This is a genomic window from Isoptericola sp. NPDC056618 (assembly GCF_042792715.1).
In the GTDB taxonomy this organism is placed as follows: Bacteria; Actinomycetota; Actinomycetes; order Actinomycetales; family Cellulomonadaceae; genus Isoptericola; species Isoptericola nanjingensis.
In genome coordinates, this window is the sequence record NZ_JBHTVZ010000019.1 from 31,114 (window position 1) to 52,874 (window position 21,761).

General features: G+C 76.4%; 17 protein-coding genes. 7 read left to right on the forward strand and 10 right to left on the reverse strand.

Annotation, left to right across the window (positions count from 1 at the left end; all coding sequences use genetic code 11):
* Positions 1–2: 2 nt before the first annotated feature.
* Together ACFQ8T_RS18265 and ACFQ8T_RS18270 are read right to left on the reverse strand one after the other, a co-directional pair.
* Entirely contained in the window at positions 3–962 is a 960-nt protein-coding gene (locus ACFQ8T_RS18265) for a hypothetical protein (RefSeq protein ID WP_430547899.1), read from the reverse strand.
* A gap of 44 nt (positions 963–1,006) precedes the next feature.
* Positions 1,007–1,909, reverse strand: coding sequence for a hypothetical protein (locus tag ACFQ8T_RS18270; protein ID WP_430547900.1), 903 nt, complete (start codon positions 1,907–1,909; stop codon positions 1,007–1,009).
* 91 nt (positions 1,910–2,000) lie between these two features.
* On the opposite strand from ACFQ8T_RS18270, the gene ACFQ8T_RS18275 reads away from it, so the two are divergent.
* Positions 2,001–3,248 (forward strand): winged helix DNA-binding domain-containing protein, encoded by a 1,248-nt coding sequence (locus ACFQ8T_RS18275; protein WP_430547901.1) that lies wholly within the window; start codon positions 2,001–2,003, stop codon positions 3,246–3,248.
* A gap of 16 nt (positions 3,249–3,264) precedes the next feature.
* Here ACFQ8T_RS18275 and ACFQ8T_RS18280 read toward each other — a convergent pair whose 3' ends face one another.
* The 7 genes from ACFQ8T_RS18280 to ACFQ8T_RS18310 form a co-directional block, all read right to left on the reverse strand.
* Positions 3,265–3,879 carry an NYN domain-containing protein gene (locus ACFQ8T_RS18280; protein WP_430547902.1) on the reverse strand — a complete coding sequence of 205 codons (615 nt, stop codon included), beginning with the start codon at positions 3,877–3,879 and terminating at the stop codon, positions 3,265–3,267.
* Positions 3,880–4,084: 205 nt separating this feature from the next.
* Positions 4,085–4,840 (reverse strand): PspA/IM30 family protein, encoded by a 756-nt coding sequence (locus ACFQ8T_RS18285; protein WP_430547903.1) that lies wholly within the window; start codon positions 4,838–4,840, stop codon positions 4,085–4,087.
* A gap of 97 nt (positions 4,841–4,937) precedes the next feature.
* A complete protein-coding gene (locus tag ACFQ8T_RS18290; RefSeq protein ID WP_430547904.1) occupies positions 4,938–7,010 on the reverse strand; it encodes a TPM domain-containing protein in 2,073 nt (690 codons plus the stop codon).
* Between the two features lie 73 nt (positions 7,011–7,083).
* Positions 7,084–8,106, reverse strand: a complete 1,023-nt coding sequence (locus ACFQ8T_RS18295; RefSeq protein ID WP_430547905.1) for a TIGR03557 family F420-dependent LLM class oxidoreductase — start codon at positions 8,104–8,106, stop codon at positions 7,084–7,086.
* Positions 8,107–8,157: 51 nt separating this feature from the next.
* The gene (locus ACFQ8T_RS18300; RefSeq protein ID WP_430547906.1) at positions 8,158–9,846 is read right to left on the reverse strand and encodes a DNA repair helicase XPB; all 1,689 of its coding nucleotides are present in this window, start codon (positions 9,844–9,846) and stop codon (positions 8,158–8,160) included.
* A gap of 83 nt (positions 9,847–9,929) precedes the next feature.
* Entirely contained in the window at positions 9,930–12,386 is a 2,457-nt protein-coding gene (locus tag ACFQ8T_RS18305; protein WP_430547907.1) for a helicase-associated domain-containing protein, read from the reverse strand.
* Between the two features lie 30 nt (positions 12,387–12,416).
* A complete protein-coding gene (locus ACFQ8T_RS18310) occupies positions 12,417–13,340 on the reverse strand; it encodes an NAD-dependent epimerase/dehydratase family protein (RefSeq protein ID WP_430547908.1) in 924 nt (307 codons plus the stop codon).
* Positions 13,341–13,462: 122 nt separating this feature from the next.
* On the opposite strand from ACFQ8T_RS18310, the gene ACFQ8T_RS18315 reads away from it, so the two are divergent.
* From ACFQ8T_RS18315 to ACFQ8T_RS18335, 5 genes are all read left to right on the forward strand, one after another.
* Positions 13,463–14,179, forward strand: coding sequence for a TetR/AcrR family transcriptional regulator (locus ACFQ8T_RS18315; RefSeq protein WP_430547909.1), 717 nt, complete (start codon positions 13,463–13,465; stop codon positions 14,177–14,179).
* A 253-nt stretch (positions 14,180–14,432) separates the two neighbouring features.
* Positions 14,433–14,816, forward strand: a complete 384-nt coding sequence (locus ACFQ8T_RS18320) for a cold-shock protein (protein ID WP_430547910.1) — start codon at positions 14,433–14,435, stop codon at positions 14,814–14,816.
* Between the two features lie 73 nt (positions 14,817–14,889).
* Positions 14,890–15,822: a DUF3027 domain-containing protein gene (locus ACFQ8T_RS18325; RefSeq protein ID WP_430547911.1), complete on the forward strand. Its 933-nt coding sequence runs from the start codon at positions 14,890–14,892 to the stop codon at positions 15,820–15,822.
* Positions 15,819–19,019, forward strand: a complete 3,201-nt coding sequence (locus tag ACFQ8T_RS18330; protein ID WP_430547912.1) for a sacsin N-terminal ATP-binding-like domain-containing protein — start codon at positions 15,819–15,821, stop codon at positions 19,017–19,019. Before ACFQ8T_RS18325 ends, ACFQ8T_RS18330 begins: the two co-directional genes overlap by 4 nt.
* A 45-nt stretch (positions 19,020–19,064) precedes the next feature.
* Positions 19,065–19,673 (forward strand): TIGR00730 family Rossman fold protein, encoded by a 609-nt coding sequence (locus tag ACFQ8T_RS18335; RefSeq protein WP_430547913.1) that lies wholly within the window; start codon positions 19,065–19,067, stop codon positions 19,671–19,673.
* Positions 19,674–19,685: 12 nt separating this feature from the next.
* Here ACFQ8T_RS18335 and ACFQ8T_RS18340 read toward each other — a convergent pair whose 3' ends face one another.
* Positions 19,686–19,943 (reverse strand): DUF2530 domain-containing protein, encoded by a 258-nt coding sequence (locus ACFQ8T_RS18340; protein ID WP_430547914.1) that lies wholly within the window; start codon positions 19,941–19,943, stop codon positions 19,686–19,688.
* A 246-nt stretch (positions 19,944–20,189) separates the two neighbouring features.
* Here ACFQ8T_RS18340 and ACFQ8T_RS18345 point away from each other — a divergent pair, with 246 nt between their 5' ends.
* Positions 20,190–21,698 carry a sugar transferase gene (locus tag ACFQ8T_RS18345; RefSeq protein ID WP_430547915.1) on the forward strand — a complete coding sequence of 503 codons (1,509 nt, stop codon included), beginning with the start codon at positions 20,190–20,192 and terminating at the stop codon, positions 21,696–21,698.
* The last annotated feature ends 63 nt before the right edge of the window (positions 21,699–21,761 follow it).

Below are 21,761 nucleotides of genomic sequence, written 5' to 3' on the forward strand. Positions count from 1 at the left end.
TCCTAGAGGTCGGCGGGCAGGAGGCCGCCGGTGGCGGCGTCGCGGCCGGTCGTGGCGAGGCCGGCCAGGGCCTTGCCGACCGCGGCGGCGCCGGTCGACCCGATCGTGCCCAGGTCGGCCAGGCCCTCCTCGAGGGTGATGGCGTCCTCCATCATGCCGACCGTCAGCGCGATGAGGTCGCACACCGCGTCGGGGTCGTCGAGCTTGAGGAACCGTTCGCCGAGGAGGTCGCGCCAGTGCTCCTCGAGCCAGGGGGCGTCGTAGTAGGCGGTGAGGTTCGGGACCACGAAGTAGACGTGGAACTTCTCCTCCAGCCGGCGGTACACCTCGCGCACGTCGAGGTCGCGGAACGCCCGGTCGCCGACGAACTTCCTGATCGAGCTCGCGAAGAGCCGGTCCTTGTTGGCCTCGTCCCCGATGAGGAAGCAGTAGCCCTTGCGGCCGCGCCTCTCGAGCGAGTCCAGCCGGGCCCGCGTCGCGAGGAAGTGGGCGGCCAGGGCGTAGCCCTCCTTGCCGTCGCCGCCGCCCCCGCGCTCGAGGTAGATGTCCCGGAGCTGGGCGTCGATGCGGTTGTCCGACTCGAACTGCCCGACCTGGAGGGGCACGGCGTCGAACACGTCGTCCCCGATCGCGCCGACGAGGATCTGCGGGTCCTGTGCGTACCCGCCGCGCGTGAGGAGGCCGAGCAGGTCGGGCAGCCGCCGCTGGAGGGTCATGGGGACCTGCCCCATCGAGCCGGTGACGTCGAACAGGACCGCGATCGGGGTCGAGCGCGGGTGCTCGGCGCTGTCGCGGGCCTCGCGGGCCGTGGCGCCGAACGCCTCGAGGTCGGGGGCCGCCGTGCGCTGGTCGCGCGGCACTCCCCGCATCCTCGAGGTGTAGCCGAAGTCGTCCTGGCCGCGCGCCCGGCGCGCGGCCGCCGCGGCGGTGAAGGTGCTGGTGTCCCACTGTCCTGCGCCCATGACGGGCTCCTTTCGTCGGGGGGCCGGTGGCCCCGTGGTCTGTGCTAGGCCGCGTCCGGGAGGGCGAACGGGCGGTATCGCCGCGCGCCGTACAGGTGGCGCAGCAGGAGGTCGTACTCGGTCCGACGGCGACCCGCGTCGAGCGACGCCGAGGCCCGGGCCCAGGCGCGCTGGCGGGCCGCGTCGGGGTGGCCGTCGAGCAGCGCGTCGAAGAGGTCGGCGAGCCCGGCGTCGGCGGTCGTCGCGCCCCAGCCCGTCAGGACGACGCCGTGCCGAGTCGGGTGCACGAGGACGGTGTCGACGTCCAGGACCGCCGGCTCGCCCGCGAGGTCGAGGGCCAGGAGGACGCGGCGGGCCATCCACGCCCAGTCGCGGCCGTCGAGGCCGCCCGGGAAGGCCGAGCGGACCTCGCGCAGGGTGTGCAGCCCGTCGGGCAGCCGGGCCGCGACCCAGGCCCGGTCGGCCGTGGTGCCGCCGTCGACCGGCGTGGGGGCGAACGCGCCGGCGCCCGCCGTGGCGAGCGCCCTGGTCGCCGCCTGGAACCGGTCGGTGCCCCGGCTCTCGGTGCGGCTGAGCATGACGCGGAGCAGCGGGTCGTCGGTCGCGTACGTGCTGACCAGGTCGGCGCGGTGGAGGCGGTCGCGCAGCCGGTAGGTGTCGTGCCGGCCGACGACGTGCGGTGCCGCCGGGCCGGCCGTGCGCGCCGGGGCGCCGAGCCGCCACTGCTCGTAGAGGTCGTTGAGACGTGCCGTCGCCCGCTGCGCGACGTCGGGCGCGACGCCGTGGCCGACCGCCACGTCGGGGTGGACGAGGGCGACGAGGCGGCGGTAGGTCCGGCGGGCCCGGCGCGCGGCGGCGGCCTCCGTCGGTGCGCCGGCGAACAGGTCCGCCGCCGTCCGCGCTGCGGTGATGTCGGCGACGGCCTGGGCCGGGGTTCCTGCGTCCATGTTTTTACTCTAGACGAGTAATAAGACTCGCGGCAAGGGGTGGCGCCGTTCTCCGCGTCGCGGTGTCGGCGGGGGGACCCATGATGGGCGGGTGCGGATCACGGGGGAGCAGCGCCGGCGGCGCCTGGTCGGGCGACAGCTGGCGCTGGGCGTGGGCCGGCCCGGGTCACCGGCGCTGGCGACGCCGGAGGACGTCACGCGGAGGCTGGTCGCGCTGCACGCGACGGACGCGCCGAGCGTGCACCTCGCGGTCCTCGCCCGGGTGCCCGGGCTCGGTCTCGACGACGTGCGCGACGCCCTGTTCGAGCGGCGCAGCCTCGTCAAGGTGCTGGGCATGCGGCGCACGATGTTCGTCGTGCCGCGCGACCTGGTGCCGGTGGTGCACGCGGCGGCGTCGACCCCGGTCGCGTCGCGGCTGCGGGCGCGGCTGCTCAAGGAGCTCGCGACCCTGCCCACGGACCCGGCCGTCGACGACCCCGAGGCGCTGGTCGCGGACGCCGAGGCGCAGGTGCACGCTGCCCTCGCCGCCGGCCCGCTCGACGGCGCCGAGCTCTCGAGGGCGGCGCCGCTCCTGCGCACCGCGTTCCTGCCCACCACGGACAAGGCGTGGGACGTGCGCCGCACCATGACGTCGCCGCTGCTGTCCCTGCTGTCGGCCGAGGGCTCCGTGGTGCGCGGCGAGCCGCGCGGGGCGTGGTCGTCGCCGCGGCACGTGTGGTCGCCGATGACCGACTGGTTCCCCGACGGGATCCCCGTGATGGACGAGGAGGTGGCCCGGGTGGAGCTCGCCCGGGCGTGGCTCGAGGCGTTCGGGCCCGCCACCGTGGCGGACCTCAGGTGGTGGACCGGCTGGAACCTCGGGCAGGCGCGCCGCGCCGTCGCCGCCCTCGACGTGCGCGAGGTCGAGGTGGAGATCGGTCCGCCGGGAGGGGACGCCGTCGCCGCCGACGGCGTCATGCTGCGCGACACCGACCTGGACGCGGACCTCGACCCCGCGCTGGACGACGTCGTCGGCGGTCACGCCGCGCTGCTGCCCACCCTCGACCCCACCACCATGGGCTGGACCGCCCGCGACTGGTACCTGGGCCCGCACCGCGAGCGGATCTTCGACAGCGCCGGCAACGCGGGCGCCACGGTGTGGTGGCAGGGGCGGATCGTCGGCCTGTGGATCGTGCGACCGGGTGGCGACGTCGTCTGGCGCCTGCTCGAGGACGTGGGTGCCGACGGCGAGGCCGCCGTCGCCGCCGAGGCGGAGCGGCTGCGCGCCGTCCTGGGCGGGAGCACGTTCACGCCCGGCTACACGACCCCGCTGTACCGGGAGCTGCTCGCCGCGGGCTGATCCCCGCTCACAGCGGTCAGAGGTAGCGCAGCGGGTCGAACTCGTCGAGCGGGATGATCCGCACGCGCGGCAGCGGGGCGGTGAACGCGTCGGCGTCGCCCTCGAGGTCGAACATCTGCAGCCCGCGCTCGGAGAGCTGCGCGAACTGCCCGTTGACGAACTCGCGGAACGCCAGCAGCCCCACGCGGCGCTCGTCGTCGAGCAGCGCCTCGATCTGCGGCAGGAAGTCGCCGTCGTGGCTCGCGAGCAGGACGTCGCCGTCCCGGTCCGCCAGCGCCTCCAGGGTGCGCTGGATACCGACGTCGACGACCTTCTCCGTGCCGGACGAGGCCAGCGGGATCGGCTTGTAGCCCATCGCGAGCAGCGCCTGCACGAACGCCATCGGCATCTGCCCGCTGCTGGCGTTGAGGAAGAACAGCGGGACGACGTCCTGGTCCCACAGCTTCTGCGCGAACGTCGAGATGCGGTCCCAGCGGGGGCGCTCCTCGGGGTTCGGCCTCCGGTTCAGCACGTTCATGCCCAGCGTGGCGTCGATGTTCTCGCCGTCCACCAGGAGGTAGGTGCGGCGGCCCGTGGCCTCCGCGGTGGCGGGCGCGCTCGCGGGGACCGGGGCGGTGAAGGCGGGAGACATGTCCCTCAGCGTATCGGCCCGCCCCCCACAACGATTCGTGACGTGGACCCCGCGCCCGGTCGGTGACCGAATGACCGTGCCCACGAGAGCCACGACTCGCGCACGCATCGAGCGTGCTGAAATGCTCCTCAGACCGCCGGGATGAGGACCATTTCAGCACGCTCGATGAATCGCCGCGTGCCGCTGCGCGGTGGTCGGCCGGTCGTCAGTACTGCTCGGTGGACGGGGAGATCTGCGGCGACGGCGCGTTGCCCGCCTTGAGGGCGGCGAGCCGGGCCTCGAGCTCGATGTCGGCGTCGGAGGCCTCCAGCTCCGCGAACTGGGAGTCGAGGGACGCCGCGGCGACCTCCGCCTGGCCCATCGCCATGGCCTCCTCGCGGCGCACGGTCTCCTCGTACCGGGCCAGCTCGCTGGTCGGGTCGAGCACGTTGATGGAGCTGATCGCGCCCTGCACCGTCTGCTGCGCCTGGGCGGCCTTCTGACGGGCGACGAGCTGGTCGCGCTTGGACTTCAGCTCGCCCAGCTTGTCCTTCATCGCGGCGAGGCCCGTCTTGAGCTTCTCGACCGTGACGCGCTGCTGCTCGATCATCGGCTGCGCCGTCTTGACCTCGGACTCGGCGTCGAGCTGCTTGCGCAGCGCCACCTTGGCGAGACTGTCGAACTTGTCGGCGTCGGCGGTGTTGCCGGCGGCGCGGTACTCGTCGGCCTTGCGCGACGCGGCGAGGGCCTTGGTGCCCCACTCGCTGGCGGCCTGGACGTCCTCGTTGTAGTCCTGCTCGGCGAGGCGCAGGTTGCCGATGGTCTGGGCGATGGCCTGCTCGGCCTCGGCGATGTTGTTCGTGTAGTCGCGGACGAGCTGGTCCAGCATCTTCTGCGGGTCCTCGGCGCGGTCGAGAAGCGCGTTGATGTTCGCCTTCGCGAGCTGGCTGATCCGCCCGAGGATGCTCTGCTTCTGCGTCATGGTCGTGCTTCCTTCCGTCGCCCTGCTGAGATGGTGTGCCGTCGTCGTGTGCCTGCCAGAACGTGCGTCGTCGCGGTCGGGTTCCGCCCGCCGGGGCTCAGAAGCGGCCGCCGCGCGACCTCCCGCCGCGCCCGCCGCCGCTGCTGCGCCGGCCGCCGCCGAACCCGCCGCCGCCCCGGCCGCCGCCGAACCCGCCGCCGTAGCCGCCCCGGCGCCGGGCGCCGCCGTAGCCTCCGCCGAACCCGCCGCTGATGCCGCCGCCGGAGCCGCGCAGCACGGAGTCGAGCAGGATGCCGCCCAGCACCATGCCGCCGACGTTCGGCCCGCCCTGCCCGCCCTGGTTCGCGCCCCACGACGAGGTGTCCTGCTCCGCGAGCTGCGTCGCCTGCTGGGCGTACCGTTCGGCCTGCTGGGCGCGCTCGAGGGCCGCCGTCGGGTCCTGCGACTGGAGCGCCTGGGCCTCGGCGACGAGCCGCGCCGCCTCGGCCAGGCGGGTCCGGGCCTCGGGCCCGACGGCACCGCGTCGCGTCGCGACGTAGTCCTGCGTGGCGCGCACCTGCGAGTCGACGCGGCCGAGGGTGTCGCGCAGGAGCGCGCGGGCGCGCGCGTCCGCCTCCGCCTTCTCGCGCGCGGGGGCGAGGGCGGCGTCCAGGGCGGCCTCGGCCGCCGTGAGCCGGTGCAGCGCGGCGAGCGGGTCGCCGCCCGAGCGCGCGTCGCGCGCCTGGGTCATCGCGGCCTCCGCCTCGGCGAGCGCCGCGGCCACGGCCGCCCGGTCGGCCTGGCCGTCGGCGGCGCCGCCGGCGGGCGCGAGGCGGGCGGCGTCGGCCACGTCCTGGCCGATCGACGCGAGGCCCTTGTCCAGGTCGGCGCCGGCGGTGGCGAGCTGCGCGCCCGCCTGGTCGACGGCGTCGAGCAGCGTCGCGGCCTGGCCGAGCGCGTTCTGCGCCGCCCGCAGGTGCGCGACGGCGGCGGAGCGGGTGCGGCCGGTAAGTGCGGCGCGGCCCGACGCGACGGCGTCGCGGGCGTGCGCCACGAGGGCGGTCGCCTGGTCCGGGTTGCCGCGGACCGACGCCAGCGCCGACGTCGGGTACGACGCCGCGAGCCCGTCGAGCGTCTCGCGCGCCACGGGCACGCGCGCCTCGATCTCGCCGGCGCGCTGCTCGGTCTCGTCCAGCAGCTCCGGGGCGCGCTGCTGGAGGGAGCGCAGCTCGTCGAAGGCGTCCGTCTGCGCGTCCAGCGACGCGCCCGCGTGCTCGGTCAGCTCGAGGATGCCCGCGAGCAGCTGGCGGCGGCGCGGCTCGCTGTCCGGCACGTCGTCGTCGAGCTCCTGGCGCAGATGGAAGGCCTGCGCGACGTCGGCCTTCGCGGTCTCCAGGGCCGCGGAGAAGTCCTGCGTGGCCTCGAGCCCGAACTCGGCCTGCGCGAAGCCGAGCTCCTGCTCGGACGTGCGGACCGCGTCGTCGATCTCGACGAGCGCGGTGCCCACCCGGCGCTCGAGCTCCTCCGTCGGCACTGCGGACACGTCGCCCGGCCCGGCCGGGGTGGCGGCGCCCTGGTTCCTGCGGCGCGACCGGACCCAGAGCCATCCTCCGAGCCCGCCGGCCACGACGACGCCGCCCACCGCGGCCGCCACGCCCCAGCCACCGCCGCCGGACGACGCCGTGCCGCCGGTGCGGATCGTGTCCGCGGCGGCGATCGCGGCGCCGGCCCAGTCGTCGTCGCGCAGGTGGTCCTCGGCGACCTGCTCCACCTGGTCGAGCTGCGCGTCCGAGAGGCCGTTGTTGGTGTCCACCGACAGCCCGTACGCGCGGCCCTCGGTGGCGACGGCGAGCAGCAGGTCGTTCACCCCGAGGCCCGCGTCCGTCGCGGTGCGGTTCGCCCAGTCGCGGCCGTCCGTGCCGTCGAACGACTCCACGTAGACGACGAACAGCTGGTACGGCGTCTCGTCCGCGAGCTGGTCGAGCGAGGTCTGCACCCGCGCCTCGTCGCCGTCGTCGAGCACGCCCGACTGGTCGGTGATCTCGCTGTCGAGCTGGGTCAGGGGAGGGACGGCGGAGGCGCTGAGCGCGAGGACGGCGGCGCCGGCGAGGGCCAGCAGCAGGGCCAGCACGCACGCACCGGCGGCCGCTGCGGCGCGGCGCGGCGCAGCGGGGACGACACGGGGATTCACGACCCGATCGTGTCGCGCGCGGGCATCCGACGCAATTGCGGCATCGACGCCGGCCCGCCGTCCGGGCCGGGCATCAGGGCTCGACGCCACCCTCGGCGCCGCCCTCGACGTCGCCCGGGGCGGCGGACCGCAACCGCTCCAGGAGCGGGCCGGCCGCCTCGTCGAGGAACTGGCCCTGGCGCTCGTCCCCGATCTGCACGAGCGCCAGGTCCGTGAACCCCGCCTCCCAGTAGGCGGAGGCGGCCTCGACGACCGCGTCCAGGTCCGGGCCGCACGGGATCGAGTCCGCGACGTCCTCGGGGCGGACGAACGCGGTGGCGCGGTCGAAGGCCTCGGTGGTGGGCAGGTTGGCGTTCACCGGCCAGCCGAGGCCGAACCAGCGGAACTGCTCGTGCGCGCGGGCGATCGCCGCGTCCGGGTCCGGGTCCCACGAGATCGGCATCTGGCCGATCTTCCGCGACGGTGGCAGCGCCGCATCCTCGCGGACGGCGTCCCACCGCTCGACAAGGCCCGCCTTCGGCTCGGTCGCCACGAGATGGTCGGCGAGCGGCGCGAGGTGCTCGACCGACTGCCGGCCCGAGACGGCCACGCCGATGTCGACCGGCACGTCCGGCAGGTCCCACAGTCGTGCCGAGTCCACCTGGAAGTGGTCGCCGCGGTAGCTGACGAGGTCGCCGCTGAAGAGCACGGAGATGATCTCGACGGCCTCCGCCAGCAGCTCGTGCCGCTCGTCGACGGCGGGCCAGCCGGCGCCGACGACGTGCTCGTTGAGGTTCTCGCCGGCGCCGAGGCCGAGGGTGAACCGGCCGTCGGAGAGCAGCCCGACCGTCGCCGCCTTCTGCGCCACGACGGCCGGGTGGTAGCGCAGGGTCGGGCAGGTCACGTACGTCATGAGCCCCACGCGCTCGGTCGCGTGCGCCACGGCCCCGAGCACGCTCCACGCGTACGGGGAGTGGCCCTGCGCGTCCAACCACGGGAAGTAGTGGTCGCTCATGACCTCGAAGTCGAAGCCGGCCCGCTCGCCGCGCACCGCGTACTCGACGAGGCTCTTCGGGCCGGCCTGCTCGGTCATCAGGGTGTAGCCGAAACGGGTCATGCGGCCACCGTGCGACGGCGGGCGGATGCCCGCACGCCGTCGTCGTCCGGACTACCGCGCGGCGTCGGGGGCCTCGAGGTCCTCCGCGTCGACGATGCGGTACGCGTACCCCTGCTCGGCGAGGAACCGCTGCCGGTGGGCGGCGAAGTCCTGGTCCACGGTGTCGCGGGCGACGACGGCGTAGAAGTGCGCCGTCCGGCCGTCGGCCTTGGGCCGCATGACGCGCCCCAGCCGCTGCGCCTCCTCCTGGCGCGACCCGAACGACCCGGACACCTGGATCGCGACCGACGCCTCCGGCAGGTCGATGGAGAAGTTCGCGACCTTCGACACCACGAGCCGGCTGATCTCGCCCTCCCGGAAGGCGGCGAACAGCTTCTGGCGCTCGCGGACCGTCGTCGCGCCCGTGATGAGCGGCGCGTCGAGGTGCGCGCTGAGCTCCTCGAGCTGGTCCAGGTACTGGCCGATGACGAGCACCTGGTCGTCCGGGTGCTGCGCCACGATCCGCTCCACGACGCGGTTCTTGCCCGGCGCGCACGCGGCGAGCCGGTACTTGTCCTCCGGCTCGGCCGTCGCGTACACCATCCGCTCGTGCTCGGGCAGCGTGAGGCGCACCTCGACGCAGTCGGCGGGCGCGATGTATCCCTGCGCCTCGATGTCCTTCCACGGGGCGTCGTAGCGCTTGGGGCCGATGAGGCTGAACACCTCGTCCTCGCGGCCGTCCTCGCGCACCAGCGTGGCGGTGAGGCCGAGGCGGCGGCGCGCCTGCAGGTCCGCCGTCATGCGGAAGATCGGCGCGGGCAGCAGGTGCACCTCGTCGTAGAGGATGAGGCCCCAGTCGCGGGCGTCGAGCAGCTCGAGGTGGCTGTACACGCCCTTCCGCTTGGTCGTGAGCACCTGGTAGGTCGCGATCGTGACGGGCTTGATCTCCTTGCGGGAGCCCGAGTACTCGCCGATCTCGTCCTCGGTGAGGGTGGTGCGGCGCACCAGCTCGTCGCGCCACTGCCGGGCGCTGACGGTGTTGGTCACGAGGATGAGGGTCGTGGTGCCGGACTTCGCCATCGCGCCCGCGCCGACGATCGTCTTGCCGGCGCCGCAGGGGAGCACGACGACGCCGGAGCCGCCGTGCCAGAAGCCGTCCACCGCCTGCGCCTGGTAGGGGCGCATCTCCCAGGCCTTCGGCTCCTCGTGCGGGGTGCGCGGGTGGGTGGGGGAGGCGAGCGCGATCTCGTGCTTCTCGCCGTCGACGTACCCGGCCAGGTCCTCCGCGGGCCAGCCCAGCTTGACCAGGACCTGCTTGAGGTGGCCGCGCTCGGAGGGGTGCACGACGACGGTCTCGTCGTCGATGCGGTCGCCCACCAGGCCGGCGGTGCGCTTCGACTTGAGCACCTCGGCCAGGACGGCGCGGTCGCCGGCCTCGAGGACCAGCCCGTGCGTGGGGTGCGTGGCGAGCGTGAGGCGGCCGTAGCGGCCCATGGTCTCGGCGACGTCGATGAGCAGCGCGTGCGGCACCGGGTAGCGCGAGTACTCGATGAGGGTGTTCACGACCTGCTCCGCGTCGTGCCCCGCGGCGCGCGCGTTCCACAGCCCCAGGCTGGTGAGCCGGTACGTGTGCACGTGCTCCGGCGCGCGCTCCAGCTCCGCGAAGGGCGCGATGGCGCGGCGCGCGTCGTCGGCGCGGGGGTGGTCCACCTCCAGCAGGATGGACTTGTCGCTCTGCACGATGAGCGGGCCGTCGGTCATGCGGCTCCTTCTTCGGGGGGTGGCGATCCAGGGTGTCAACGCCGCGGGCGGGCGCGGTTGTTCCGTGCGGGTGTCCGGCGAGGTCAGCCGTCCACCGGCTCCACACCGGCGATGCGGTGCACGGCGACGGTGAGCTCCGCCTCGCGCGCCGGGTCCAGCGCGCGCAGCCGGCCGCCGTCGAGCCGCAGCGGCTTGAGCGCGCGCCGCTCCAGCGTGCCCGACGCGCCCACCATCTCGATCCACACGACGCGGCCGTCGCGCAGCGCGTCGTGCAGGGTGGCCAGCGCGTCGCCGGGTTCGGTGGTGCGGGACCGGCCGGTCGTCGCGGCGCCCCGGCCGCCGTGCACGGGCTCCGGCGGGGTCGCGACCCCGCGGCCCGGCGGCGCCCCTGCCGCGCGGTGCGAGGCGGCCAGCCGGTCCACCGCCGTCGCGTCGCCGGCGTCCGCGGCGCGCAGCCGGGCCACGAGGTGCGCGCGGGCGTCGTCCGACGTCGTCTCCGGTTCGGCGGCCGGGCCGCGGCGCGGGTCGCGCGGGGTGCGGTCCGGGCGCGGCGGGCGGCGCAGGCGCGCGCTGAGCACGCGGCCGTCGGGGCCCTCGACGGCGGACAGCAGGCCGCGGGCGCGCAGCGCGTCGTGCAGCTCGGCGGCGGGGACCGCCGCGGCCAGCACCGTCGGGGCGAGGCGCACCAGGCCCAGGTGCGCGAGCCGCGGGTCCGCCGCGAGCCCGGCGAGGACCGTCGGGTCGGCCGCGCGCACGTACGACCCGGCCGACCCCACCCGCAGCGACTCGTGCCGCCGCGCCGTGTCCCGCACCAGGTACTCCAGCGGCTGCGGCACGGGCACCCGCGAGCGGTGCGCCAGCGCGTCGAGCAGCTCGTCCGCCGTCGCGCCGTGGTCCAGCGCGCGCGTCACCGACGACGGCGAGAAGCGCACCGTCGTCGCCGCCCCGCGAGACTCCACGTCGGCCGACCGCTCCAGCAGGAGGGCCAGTGCCTGCGACGGCCGGCCCGGCACGATGCCGGTGAGATCGCCCTGCAGCAGCACCTCGTCGACCTCCGGCGGCAGCGCCGCGCGCAGCGCCCCCTCGAGGCCGTCGTCGGACGCGTGGTCCGCCCCGGTGCGCTGTGCGTCCGACAGGAGGGCGAGGAGGGCGGAGCCGGGGCCGGACAGCGCCCCCGCGCCGGTCGCGCCGAGCAGCGCGGCCTCCGTCAGCAGGCCGGCGACCGCCTGCTCCGGCGGCACGGTGCGCGGCGCGTGCCAGCGCAGCACCGACATGACGGCGTCGACGTCGAGCGCGGTGCCGGGCTGCGCGGCCAGGACCTGGAGCACCTGACGGCGCAGCCGCGGCACCCAGCCGCGGTGCAGGTCGGGGGACAGCGGCGCGCGCAGGCTGCCCTTCTCGTCGCGAGAGCCCACCAGCCACGGCGTGCGCCGCGAGCCCGCCCACGCCGCGGCGAGGAGCGCCCAGCGCTCGGCGTCGTCCATCACCTCCCAGCGGTCGGCGACGGTCGTGGGCCGGTACGACGGCGGCGCCTCGCCGTCGTCGGCCACCACCCCCGCGGCGGCGGCCACCTCGACGACGAACGCCGTGTCCGCCTCGTCCGCGCCGAGCGCCTGGGCCGTGCGGCGCAGGTCGCGCACGCCGAGGCCGCCGCTGCGCAGCACCGCCGGGGCCGTGTCGTCCCACGCGGCGACCAGGAGGTCCACCCGGCGCACCAGCTCGAGCGCGGCGCTCGCGGCCTCGGCGTCGACGGCGGGCTCCGGCACGGCGCGCCCGTCCGGCCGGGGCGGCGCGAGCTCCGGGGAACGGTGCGTGCGCCCGCCGCGCAGCGCCAGCCCGACGTCGCGCGGCAGCGTCACGTGCCGGGCGTCCGTGCGCAGCAGCAGCCGCGCGTCGACCAGGGCGTCCACCGCGGCCCGCGCCGGCGTGCCCGGCGCCGGGACCAGGCCGATCGGCGGCCCCCACGTCAGCGCGTCCAGCACCTCGCGCCCGCCGCGGGGCAGGTCGGGGAGGGTGACGTCGCGCGCGTCCCCGCCCGTCGGCTGGCTGCGCTCGTCGGGGCGGGCCGGGCCGAGGCCGGCGGGGTGCGGGCCGAGGACGTCGTCGAGACCGGGCGCGGGGCGCAGGTCCGGGTGCCCGGGCTCGCCCGCGTCCCAGAGGAGCGCCGCGGTCAGCGCGTCGGCGAGCGAACGCTCGACGGCCGACCCTCCCTCGTCGGCACCGACCGCGTGCCGCACGTCGTCGGGGGAGACCGGGCCGTTGCCGGCGAGCGCGACCACCGCCTCCAGCGTCTGCAAGGTGCGCGCGTCCGCGTGCGCCAGCGCCCGCTCGAGGGCCGTGCGGCTGGACGCGCGGGCCGCCAGGGAGCGCAGCGTGGACGGCGACGGCGTGGCCAGGTCCGGCCGGGCGCGCAGCAGCGCGAGCAGCTCGGCGTCGTCGCGTGCGCGGATCGCCTCCGTGAAGGTGCGGGGCGCGTCCGTGCTGCCGGCGCCGTCCGCGACGTCGGCCTCCGCCGTGCCCCGGGGCGACGTGCTGGCCATCTGATCGATGCTACGCGCGGGTGGCGGTCGTCAGCCCTGGGCGGTGCGACGGCAGACCTCGTCCCACGGGGTGGGCTCGAGGCCCCAGCGGTCCCGTGCGGCGGAGTCGTCGAGGACGTACGGGCGCTCCCACTGGTAGACGAGCTGGCGCACCTCGCGCATGAAGGGGGAGACGGCGGCGACGGCGGCGAGCGCCGGCCCGCGCAGCGAGCGGGGGCGGACGGGCGGGTGCCCGGCGGCGGCGAGCACGTCGGTCAGGGCCTGCGCCTGGGTGCGCGGCGCGTTGCTCGGCACGTGCCAGGCGCGGCCGTGCGCGCCCGGGTCCTCGGCCGCCGCGACGAGGGTGCGCGCGACGTCGCCCACGTCGGTGAACGTGTGCGGCAGGTCCGTGCGGCCCATCATCGTGACGCGCTTCCCGGCCAGCGCGGCCGGGAGGACGCGCGAGACGTGCCCGTTGCCGCCGACGCCGGGGCCCATGTAGTCCGACGCCCGGACCTCGACGGCGCCGCGCACCCGGCCCTCCTCGAACGCGCGGCGGGCGTCGGCCCACATCCGGGTGCGCAGGACCCCCTTGTGGTCGGTGGCGGCGTCGGGCAGGTCCTCGGTCATCGGTCCGTCGACCGGGCCGTACGGGTAGAGGTTGCCGGTGATCGCGTAGACGGCGCCCGAGCGCTCGGCGGCGGAGAGGAACGCGGCCGCGAGCGGCGGCCAGGCGCGCTCCCACTGCGTGTAGTCGCCGGGGTTGGCGCAGTTGTACAGGACGTCGGCGCCGTCGGCCGCGCGGGTCAGGGCGTCGGCGTCGGACGCGTCGAGTGCGGCGTGCGCGACGCCGGCGAGCCCGCTGTCGCGGCCGCTGCGGGTGACGACGGTGACGTCGGAGCCGCGCTCCGCGAGCAGGGCGGCGACGTGCCGGCCCACGGGCCCGGCGCCGACGATCAGGTGGCGGTCGGTCATGACTGGTGCTCCAATCCGAGAGCGGTGCTCTCTGCTGGGTCGAGCATGACACTGCCGACGCCCCATGGCAAGAGCGGTGCTCTCGTTTGTGGTCGATGCTCTCGCGTGCCAGGCTGAGGCGCATGGCCGACGCACCCCGCACCGCCCGCGCCCTCGCCCGGGAGACGCTCACCCGCGAGATCCGCACGGCCGCCCGCGCCCGCCTCGCGACCGACGGTCCGGCCGCCCTGTCCCTGCGCGCCGTCGCGCGCGACGTCGGGATGGTCTCCTCCGCCGTCTACCGCTATTTCCCCAGCCGTGACGCGCTGCTCACCGCCCTCATCGTCGAGTGCTACGACGAGCTCGGCGCCGCCGTCGAGGACGCCGACGCGGCCGTGGCCGACCGCGACGACGCCGCCGCGCGCTGGCTCGCCGCCTGCCGCGCGCTGCGGGCGTGGGCCGTGGCGCACCCCGCGGAGCTCGGGCTGCTGTACGGCACGCCGGTGCCCGGGTACGCCGCGCCGCGCGACACCGTCGACCCCGCCACCCGCGTCGTCCGCGTGCTGGTGACGGTCGTGGCGCGCGCCCACGCGTCCGGCGCGACGCCGCGCCCCGCGCCGGACGGCGCCCCCGACGCGACCGCCGTCGTCGACCCGGCGCGGCAGTTCGTCGCCGCGCGCGGCATCGTCGAGAACGCGCCCACGGAGCTGGTCGCCCGCGCGCTCATGGCCTGGACCACGCTGTTCGGCACCGTGTCGTTCGAGATCTTCGGGCACCTCGTCGGCTCCGTCGCCGACCCGGAGGCGTGGTTCGACGCCGTCACCCTCCGCCTGGCCGCCGACCTCGGCATCACTCGTTGACGGTCGCGGACCAGGACCGACGCCGACCAGGCGGTGAGTGCCGGAATGGGCGGCGAAAACACCCGATCACGGTGTCAACCGCCTGTTCGGCGCGAACGGGGAACGGTCGACCCGGACCGATGCGGCACCCTGCCGCGCCGGCCGGTAGCCTGAGCGTCTGGCCGTGTGCCGGGCGCGCGCCCGTGCACCGGCCGGATCCGGCTCCGCGCACCGGCGCGGGGCCGTAGTCGACGACGAGCACGAAGAGGTTCAGGTGCCCACCGGCAAGGTCAAGTGGTACGACGCGGAGCGCGGGTTCGGCTTCATCGCCAGCGAGGACGGTGGGGAGATCTTCCTGCACGCCTCCGCGCTGCCCTCGGACGTCGAGAGCGTCAAGCCCGGCGCCCGCGTCGAGTTCGGTGTGGCCGACGGCCGCCGCGGCCCGTCCGCGCTGTCCGTGAAGCTCCTGGACCCGACGCCGTCCGTGGCCAAGGCCAAGCGCAAGGCGCCGTCCGAGATGGCCGGCATCGTCGAGGACCTCATCAAGGTGCTCGACCGCGTGGGCGACCAGCTGAAGCGAGGCAAGTACCCGGACGCCACGGCGGGCAAGCGCGTCGCCACGCTGCTGCGCGCCGTCGCCGACGACCTCGACTCCTGACGCTCCGGCCGGCGACCACGCCCGAGACGAGGGCCCGAGACGAGGACATGACGAGCACGAAGAGGACGACGACATGGTGACCGCTGCCGCTGACGCCCCCGCACGCACGACGCGGGTCAGCTCCCGCGCGCGCAAGGACGCCGTGCTGCTGGGCGCGGTCGACCTGGCGCGCGAGGCCGCGCAGGAGGGCGCGACGTCGCCGTCGGACGTCGGCGAGCACCTGGGCACGGTCGCCGAGGGCGAGCGCCTGATGTCGCACCGGTTCGCCGCGACGATGCCGGGCTACCGCGGCTGGCACTGGACGGTGACGCTGGCGCGCGTGCCGCGCGGCAAGGTCGCCACCGTGTGCGAGGTCGAGCTGCTGCCCGGCGACGACGCCCTGCTCGCCCCGGCGTGGCTCCCGTGGTCGGAGCGGCTGCGCCCGGGCGACGTCGGCCCGGGCGACACGCTGCCGTTCAAGGCCGACGACCCGCGCCTCGAGCCCGGCTGGAAGGCCACCGGCGACGAGGAGCTCGACTCCGTCGCGATCGACGAGCTCGCCCTGGCGCGCGAGCGCGTGCTGTCCCCGCAGGGCCGCGACGAGGCCGCCGAGCGCTGGTACCGCGGGTCGCGCGGCCCGACGGCGCCGGGCGCGGTCGCCTCGCCGGCGGAGTGCACGACGTGCGGCTTCCTCGTGCCGCTGCAGGGCCCGCTCGGCCAGCTCTTCGGCGTCTGCGCCAACGCGTGGTCGCCCGACGACGGCAAGGTCGTGTCGCTGGACCACGGCTGCGGCGCGCACTCGGAGACCGACGCCCCGCACCCCCCGAGCGACTGGCCGGCCGACGCGCCGCTCATCGACGAGCTCCGGGTGGAGGCCGTGACGGTCGGGCCGCGAGCTCCGCGGACGCCCGCCGACAGGGCCGAGGGCGCGGACGAGACCGCCGGCACGACCGCTGACGCCGCCCGCGACGGCACGACCGACGCCGCGGAGGCGGACCCCGCTCCCGAGCGCCCCGACGCCGAGTGACGGGCGACGTCTTCGGGACCGCCGCGCTGCGGCACGCGGTCACGGAGGCGTGGCTCGGGTCGGGCACGCGCTTCCGGGAGGACGCGAACGCGGAGGAGGACCACGCGCGCGGCTACTACCGCGACCGTGTGGTGACCGAGCTCGCGCAGAACGCCGCTGACGCGGCCGCGCGTGCGGGTTTCCCGGGGCGGCTGCTGCTGCGCCTCACCGAGCTCGCCGGCGACCCGCGGGGGGTCGCCGTCCTCGCCGCCGCCAACACGGGCGCACCGCTGACGGCGGACGGCGTCGCGTCGCTCGCGTCGCTGCGCGCGTCGGCGAAGTCGGCCCCGTCGGTCGAACCCGCCCAGGCCCCGGCAGGGACCCCCGCAGAGGTGGGCCGCTTCGGCGTCGGCTTCGCGGCGGTGCGCGCGGTCTCCGACGAGGTCACGGTGCGCTCCAGCTCCGGCGGGGTGCGGTTCTCCCTGGTGGCGACGCGCGAGCTGCTCGACGACGTCGCCCCGGAGGGCTCCGCGCTGCGCGACGCCGTCGCCGGGCGCGGCGACGACCTGCCGGTGCTGCGCCTGCCGTTCCCGGCGCCGGCCCTGGGCGACGGGGCCGACGGGGCCGACGACGAGCGGGGCGGGTTCGCGACCGTCGTCGAGCTGGTGCTGCGCGACGACGACGCGGTCGCCTCCGTGCGCGCCCAGCTCGACGCCGTCGACGACGCGCTGCTCCTGGCGTTGCCCGCCCTCGCCTCGGTCGCCGTCCACGGCGACGACGGGGGGACGACGTCGCGGGTGCTCGCCGACGTCGACGACCGGTGGGAGGTGCTGCGCCGGTCGGGAGAGGTCGCCGACGACGAGACGGCGGACCTGCCGCTCGAGCAGCGGCGCCCGCGCTGGTCCGTCGCGTGGGCGGTGCGACGGGACGACGCCGGCACGTCCGGCGACGGCGTCGAGGCGGACGGCGGCGTCGTGCTGCACGCGCCCACCCCGACGGACGTGCCGCTCACGTTCCCGGCGCTGCTCGTCGCGTCGTTCCCGGTGGACCCGGGACGCCGTCGCGTGCTCCCGGGGCCGCTGACCGACCGCCTCACCGCCGAGGCCGGGCGCGCGTACGCCGACCTGCTGGCCGGGCTGGCGCCCGAGCGGGGAGCGGACGTGCTCGACCTCGTGCCCGGCGGGATGCCGGCCGGTGACCTCGACGCCGCCGTCCGCGACGCCGCCCTCGATGCGCTGCGCTCGGCGCCCCTGCTCCCGGCGCCCCCCGACACGACGTCGCCCGCTGAGGACGCGGGGCCCGTCGCGGCCCGGGTCGCCCCCGCCGACGCGACGGTGCTCGTCGGTGCGGCGGGCGACGACCCGCGGCTCGTCGGCGTGCTGGCCAGCGTCGTGCCGGGTCTGGTGGCGCTCACGACGTCGCAGCAGGGCGTCGCGCGGCGGCTGGGCGCGACGCCCACGACCCTCGCCGACGTCGTCGCCGACCTGCCCGGCGGCCTGCCCGCCGCGCGCTGGTACGCGCTGTGCGACGCGCTCGAGCCGTACGCCGCCGACCCGGGGGTGCTGGAGGCGCTGGCCGGCGCGCGGGTGCCGCTCGCGGACGGGCGGACGGCGTCCGGGGTGCGCGGCACGGTCGTGCTGCCGGAGGACGACGACGACCCCGCGCTCGCCGCCGTCGCCCGGACGCTCGGCGTGCGCGTCGTGCACCCGGACGCGGCGCACCCGCTGCTGGTCCGGGCGGGCGCGTCGTCCACCAGCCCGCGCGCGCTCCTGGACGACCCGGGCGTGCGGGCGCTCGCGCTGGCGGCGTCGGAGGCGCTGCTCGACGGCGCGGACGAGGTGCCCGCGACCGGCGCGGTCGCGGCCCCCACCCTCGTCGGGCCGGTGGACGAGGGGCCGCGCGAGGTGGTGCAGAACGTGCTCGCGCTCGCGCGTCTGGCGCACGCGGGCGGCGGGCACGACTTCCCGTTCTGGCTCGGCGAGCTGCCGGTGCCGACGGAGGACGGCTGGCGCCCCGCGCGCGAGGCGGTGCTGCCCGGCTCGTGGGCGGCCGCGGCGATGCCGGGGCTCGCGCCCGTCACGCGCGCCGCTGTCGCGTACTACCCCGCGCCGCTGCTCGTCGCGCTGGGGGTGCGGGCCGACGTCGACACCTACCGGGTGGCCGACGTGCTCACGCCCGATCCCGCGGACCCCGAGCCCGAGCACGGCCCCGACGACCCGGCCGGCTGGCTGTCCGGCTGGGAGGACTACCTGCGGTTCCTCGCCGACCGCGTCGGCCCCGGGGTCGACGTCGGGGACGTGGAGGCGGTCGCGGACCTCGACGCCGTGGGCGACCCCGACGACGACCCCGACGACACGGACGAAGGCGACCCGTGGGGGCGGGTGCTCGCCGCGCTCGCCGCGGACCCGGACGCGCGCCGCGCGCTCGTCACCCCCGTGGCCGGGGCGCCGTCGTACACGGCGTGGTGGCTGCGCGACCGGCTCGGCGGGCCGTTCGCGGCGCACGACGGCGTGCCGCTGCTGCCGCCCGCGCCGCCTGCCGTCGCGGCGCTCGACCCCGAGGCCCGGCGCGCGCTGGGCGTGGTCGACGGGCTCGACCGGCTCGACCCGCTGGACTGGCCGGCCGCGCTGGACCGGCTGCCCGACGTCGGCACCTCCGTGCCGCTGCCGGTCGCGCTCGGCGTGTGGCGGGGCCTCGCGGGCCTCGCGGTGCGGCTCGCGCCCTCTGCCCGCGCGGCCGCCCTCGACCCGCTGCCCGACCGGCTGCCCACGCTGGACGCGAGCGACGTCGTCGTGCGCCGGGCCGACGACGTCGAGGTGGCCGGCACGGCGCGCTGGGCCGTGCTGGGCGCGGTGCTGCCCGTGCCCGAGGCGGAGGTCGCGGCGGTCGCCGACCTGCTCGACCTGCCGGTGGTGGGGGAGGACGGGCTGCCCGCCCCCGACGGGCCGGGCCGCGAGCGGGAGCTCGACGAGCGCGTCGCCGCCCTGGACCCGCGGCTGCCCGCGGTGTGGTTCGAGCACGGCCGGTTGTCCGTGGCAGGCAGCCCCGTGCCGTGGTGGGTGGACGCCGAGGGGCGCGCGCACGCCACCGACCGGGCCGGCCTCGCCGCGGCGCTCGCCGACGTCCTCGGCCGGCCCGACCGCTGCGCACTGCTGGCCACCGTGCTGGCCGCGCCCGAGCGCGCCGCCGAGCTGTGGGTCACGACCGCCTGGGGCTGATCCCCGCGTGGCCGACGAACGGCCGGACCTCCCTACGATGTCCGGGTGCTCGAACCGCGGAACCTCACGACCTCGACCGGAGGCGCGCTGCGCCGCCTCACCCTCTTCACCGGCTCGTCGGCGGGCCGCGACCCGCGCTATGCCGCGGCCGTCCGCGACCTCGCCGAGGCGCTGGCCGGGAGGGGTGTCGGCGTCGTCTACGGCGGAGGCCGCGTCGGGCTGATGGGCGAGATCGCCGACGCCGCGCTCGCGCGCGGCGGTGAGGTGCTGGGCGTCATGCCGCAGGCCCTGGTCGACGGCGAGATCGCGCACCCCGGCCTCACGCGGCTGGAGGTCGTGGCCGACATGCACGAGCGCAAGCTGCGGATGGGCGAGCTCGGCGACGGGTTCGTCGCCCTGCCGGGCGGCGCGGGCACCCTGGAGGAGCTGTTCGAGGTGTGGACGTGGCAGCAGCTCGGCATCCACGCCAAGCCGGTGGCGCTGTACGACGTCGGCGGGTTCTGGCGACCGCTGCTCGCGATGGTCGACCACATGGTCGCCGAGGGCTTCCTCGCGTCGACCTACCGTGACGCGCTGGTCGTCGCGGACACGCCTTCGGCGCTCCTCGACGCGCTGGACGCCTGGCAGGCGCCCGCCGCCAAGTGGGGACGCTGAGGCCCGGGACGGTCAGTCCTCGCCGCGGTACTCGCCGCGGTGCTTGCGCTCCCACAGGAGGCCGGCACCGCCGAGGAGGATGCCGGCCACGCAGGTGATCACCGCCTCCTCCGTCGCGTCGCCGAGGGCGTACACGACCACCGTCGCGACGAGAGCGACCGCCCACAGGCCGATGCCGCCGAGCAGCACGCGCCGCAGGTCCACGCGCAGCGGCGGCGGGCCGGGACGGCGCTCCTCGGGATGGGTGAGCAGGCGGACGAGCGAGGGCACCCGCCCATCCTATGTCTCGGCTGCCAGGACCGTGGCCCGCGGCGGCAGTCGTCCGGGGCACCACGGCCATGACGCGACGGTGCGGTTGAAGAGCGGGTGAAACCGCAGGTCAACGGGTGAAAACGGCGTCGGGTGAAAGGCGGGGTGAAAGGCCGCCGGAAGGCTCTCCGAAAGCCCCGCGACGCTCCTACCTTGGTGACGCCACCGCGCACAGGTGCGGTGCTCGACCCGGGAGAGGAGGCCACCGTGATCACCGTCTCGGACATCGGCCAGCCGCTCCGGTCGCGCACCGCCGCGCTGCGGGCCGCGCGCCTCAAGGAGGTGCGGGACTCGTTCCGTGCCGGGTCGTGGCAGACCTCCTACCGCCGCCGCCTGGTGCGCACGGACGTCGTCGTGGTGGTCGCCGCGGCCGTGGCCGCCGCCGTCGTGCGGGGCGTCGTCGTGCACGACCACGTCACGCCGTGGGTGCTCGGAGACCAGCTGCTGTCCGTCGTCGTGCTGGTGACCGCCTGGCTCGGCAGCCTGTGGGCCGCCCGTGCCTACGACGTGCGGGTGTTCGCGTCCGGGCCGGCCGAGTACCAGCGGGTGTTCGACGCGTCGTGGCGGCTCGTGGCCCCGCTCGCGCTGCTCGCGCTGCTGCTCGCCCGCCCAGGCATCTCCTTGTTCCTGCTCGTCGCGGTACCCACCGGCGTCGTCGCGCTCCTGCTCGGGCGGTGGCTGTGCCGCGAGTGGCTGCACCGGCGGCGGCGCGAGGGCGGGTGCGTCACCCTCGTCCTCGCGGTGGGGCTGCGGGACCAGGTCGAGCGGCTCGTGCACGAGCTCAACGACCGCCCGTCCGGCTATCGGATCGTCGGGGTGTGCGTGCCGACGTCCGACGACATCCGGCCGGGCGAGGAGATCCTCGGCGTCCCCGTCCTCGGGGACCTGCGCACCGCGGGCACGATGGCGGCCCAGGTGGGCGCCGACTGCGTCGCGGTCAGCGGGTCCGACGCGATCACCGCGGACGTCGTGCGGCGCCTCGGGTGGGAGCTCGAGCCCGTCGGCGTGGACCTCATGCTCACCGCCGAGCTGGCCGACGTCGCGGGGCCGCGCATCACCGTCACCCCCGAGCAGTCGGTGTCCCTGCTGCACGTCGACGCCCCGCGCTTCACCGGGCCGCGGTACGTGCTCAAGTCGGTCGTGGACTGGACGGGGGCCGCGCTCATCACGCTGCTCCTGCTGCCCCTGATGGCGGTGGTCGCCCTCGCCGTGCGGGTCACGAGCCGCGGGCCCGTGCTGTTCCGCCAGGACCGGGTGGGGCGCGACGGCCACACCTTCGAGATGTTGAAGTTCCGCAGCATGCGCCAGGGCGCGGACCGCGAGCACACCGTGCTGACCGGACCCAGCGACGGCGACGGCGTCCTCTTCAAGCTCCACGACGACCCGCGCATCACCCCGGTCGGGCGCGTGCTGCGCCGGCTGTCCCTCGACGAGCTGCCGCAGCTGTTCAACGTGCTCGCCGGCCAGATGTCGCTCGTCGGGCCGCGGCCGCCGCTGCCCGCCGAGGTGTCGAGGTACGAGGCGCGCGTGCGGCGGCGGCTGCGCGTCAAGCCCGGCCTCACCGGGCTGTGGCAGGTGGGAGGGCGGTCCGACCTGTCGTGGGAGGAGGGCGTGCGGCTCGACGTCTTCTACGCGGAGAACTGGACCGTCTTCGGCGACCTGCTCATCCTCGCCCGGACCGCGAAGGCCGTGGTCACGGGGCGGGGAGCGTACTGACCGGTCGTCGCCCTGCCGCGCGTCACCGGTGTGAATTCCGCGTCACCACACGGTTTCCGTGCA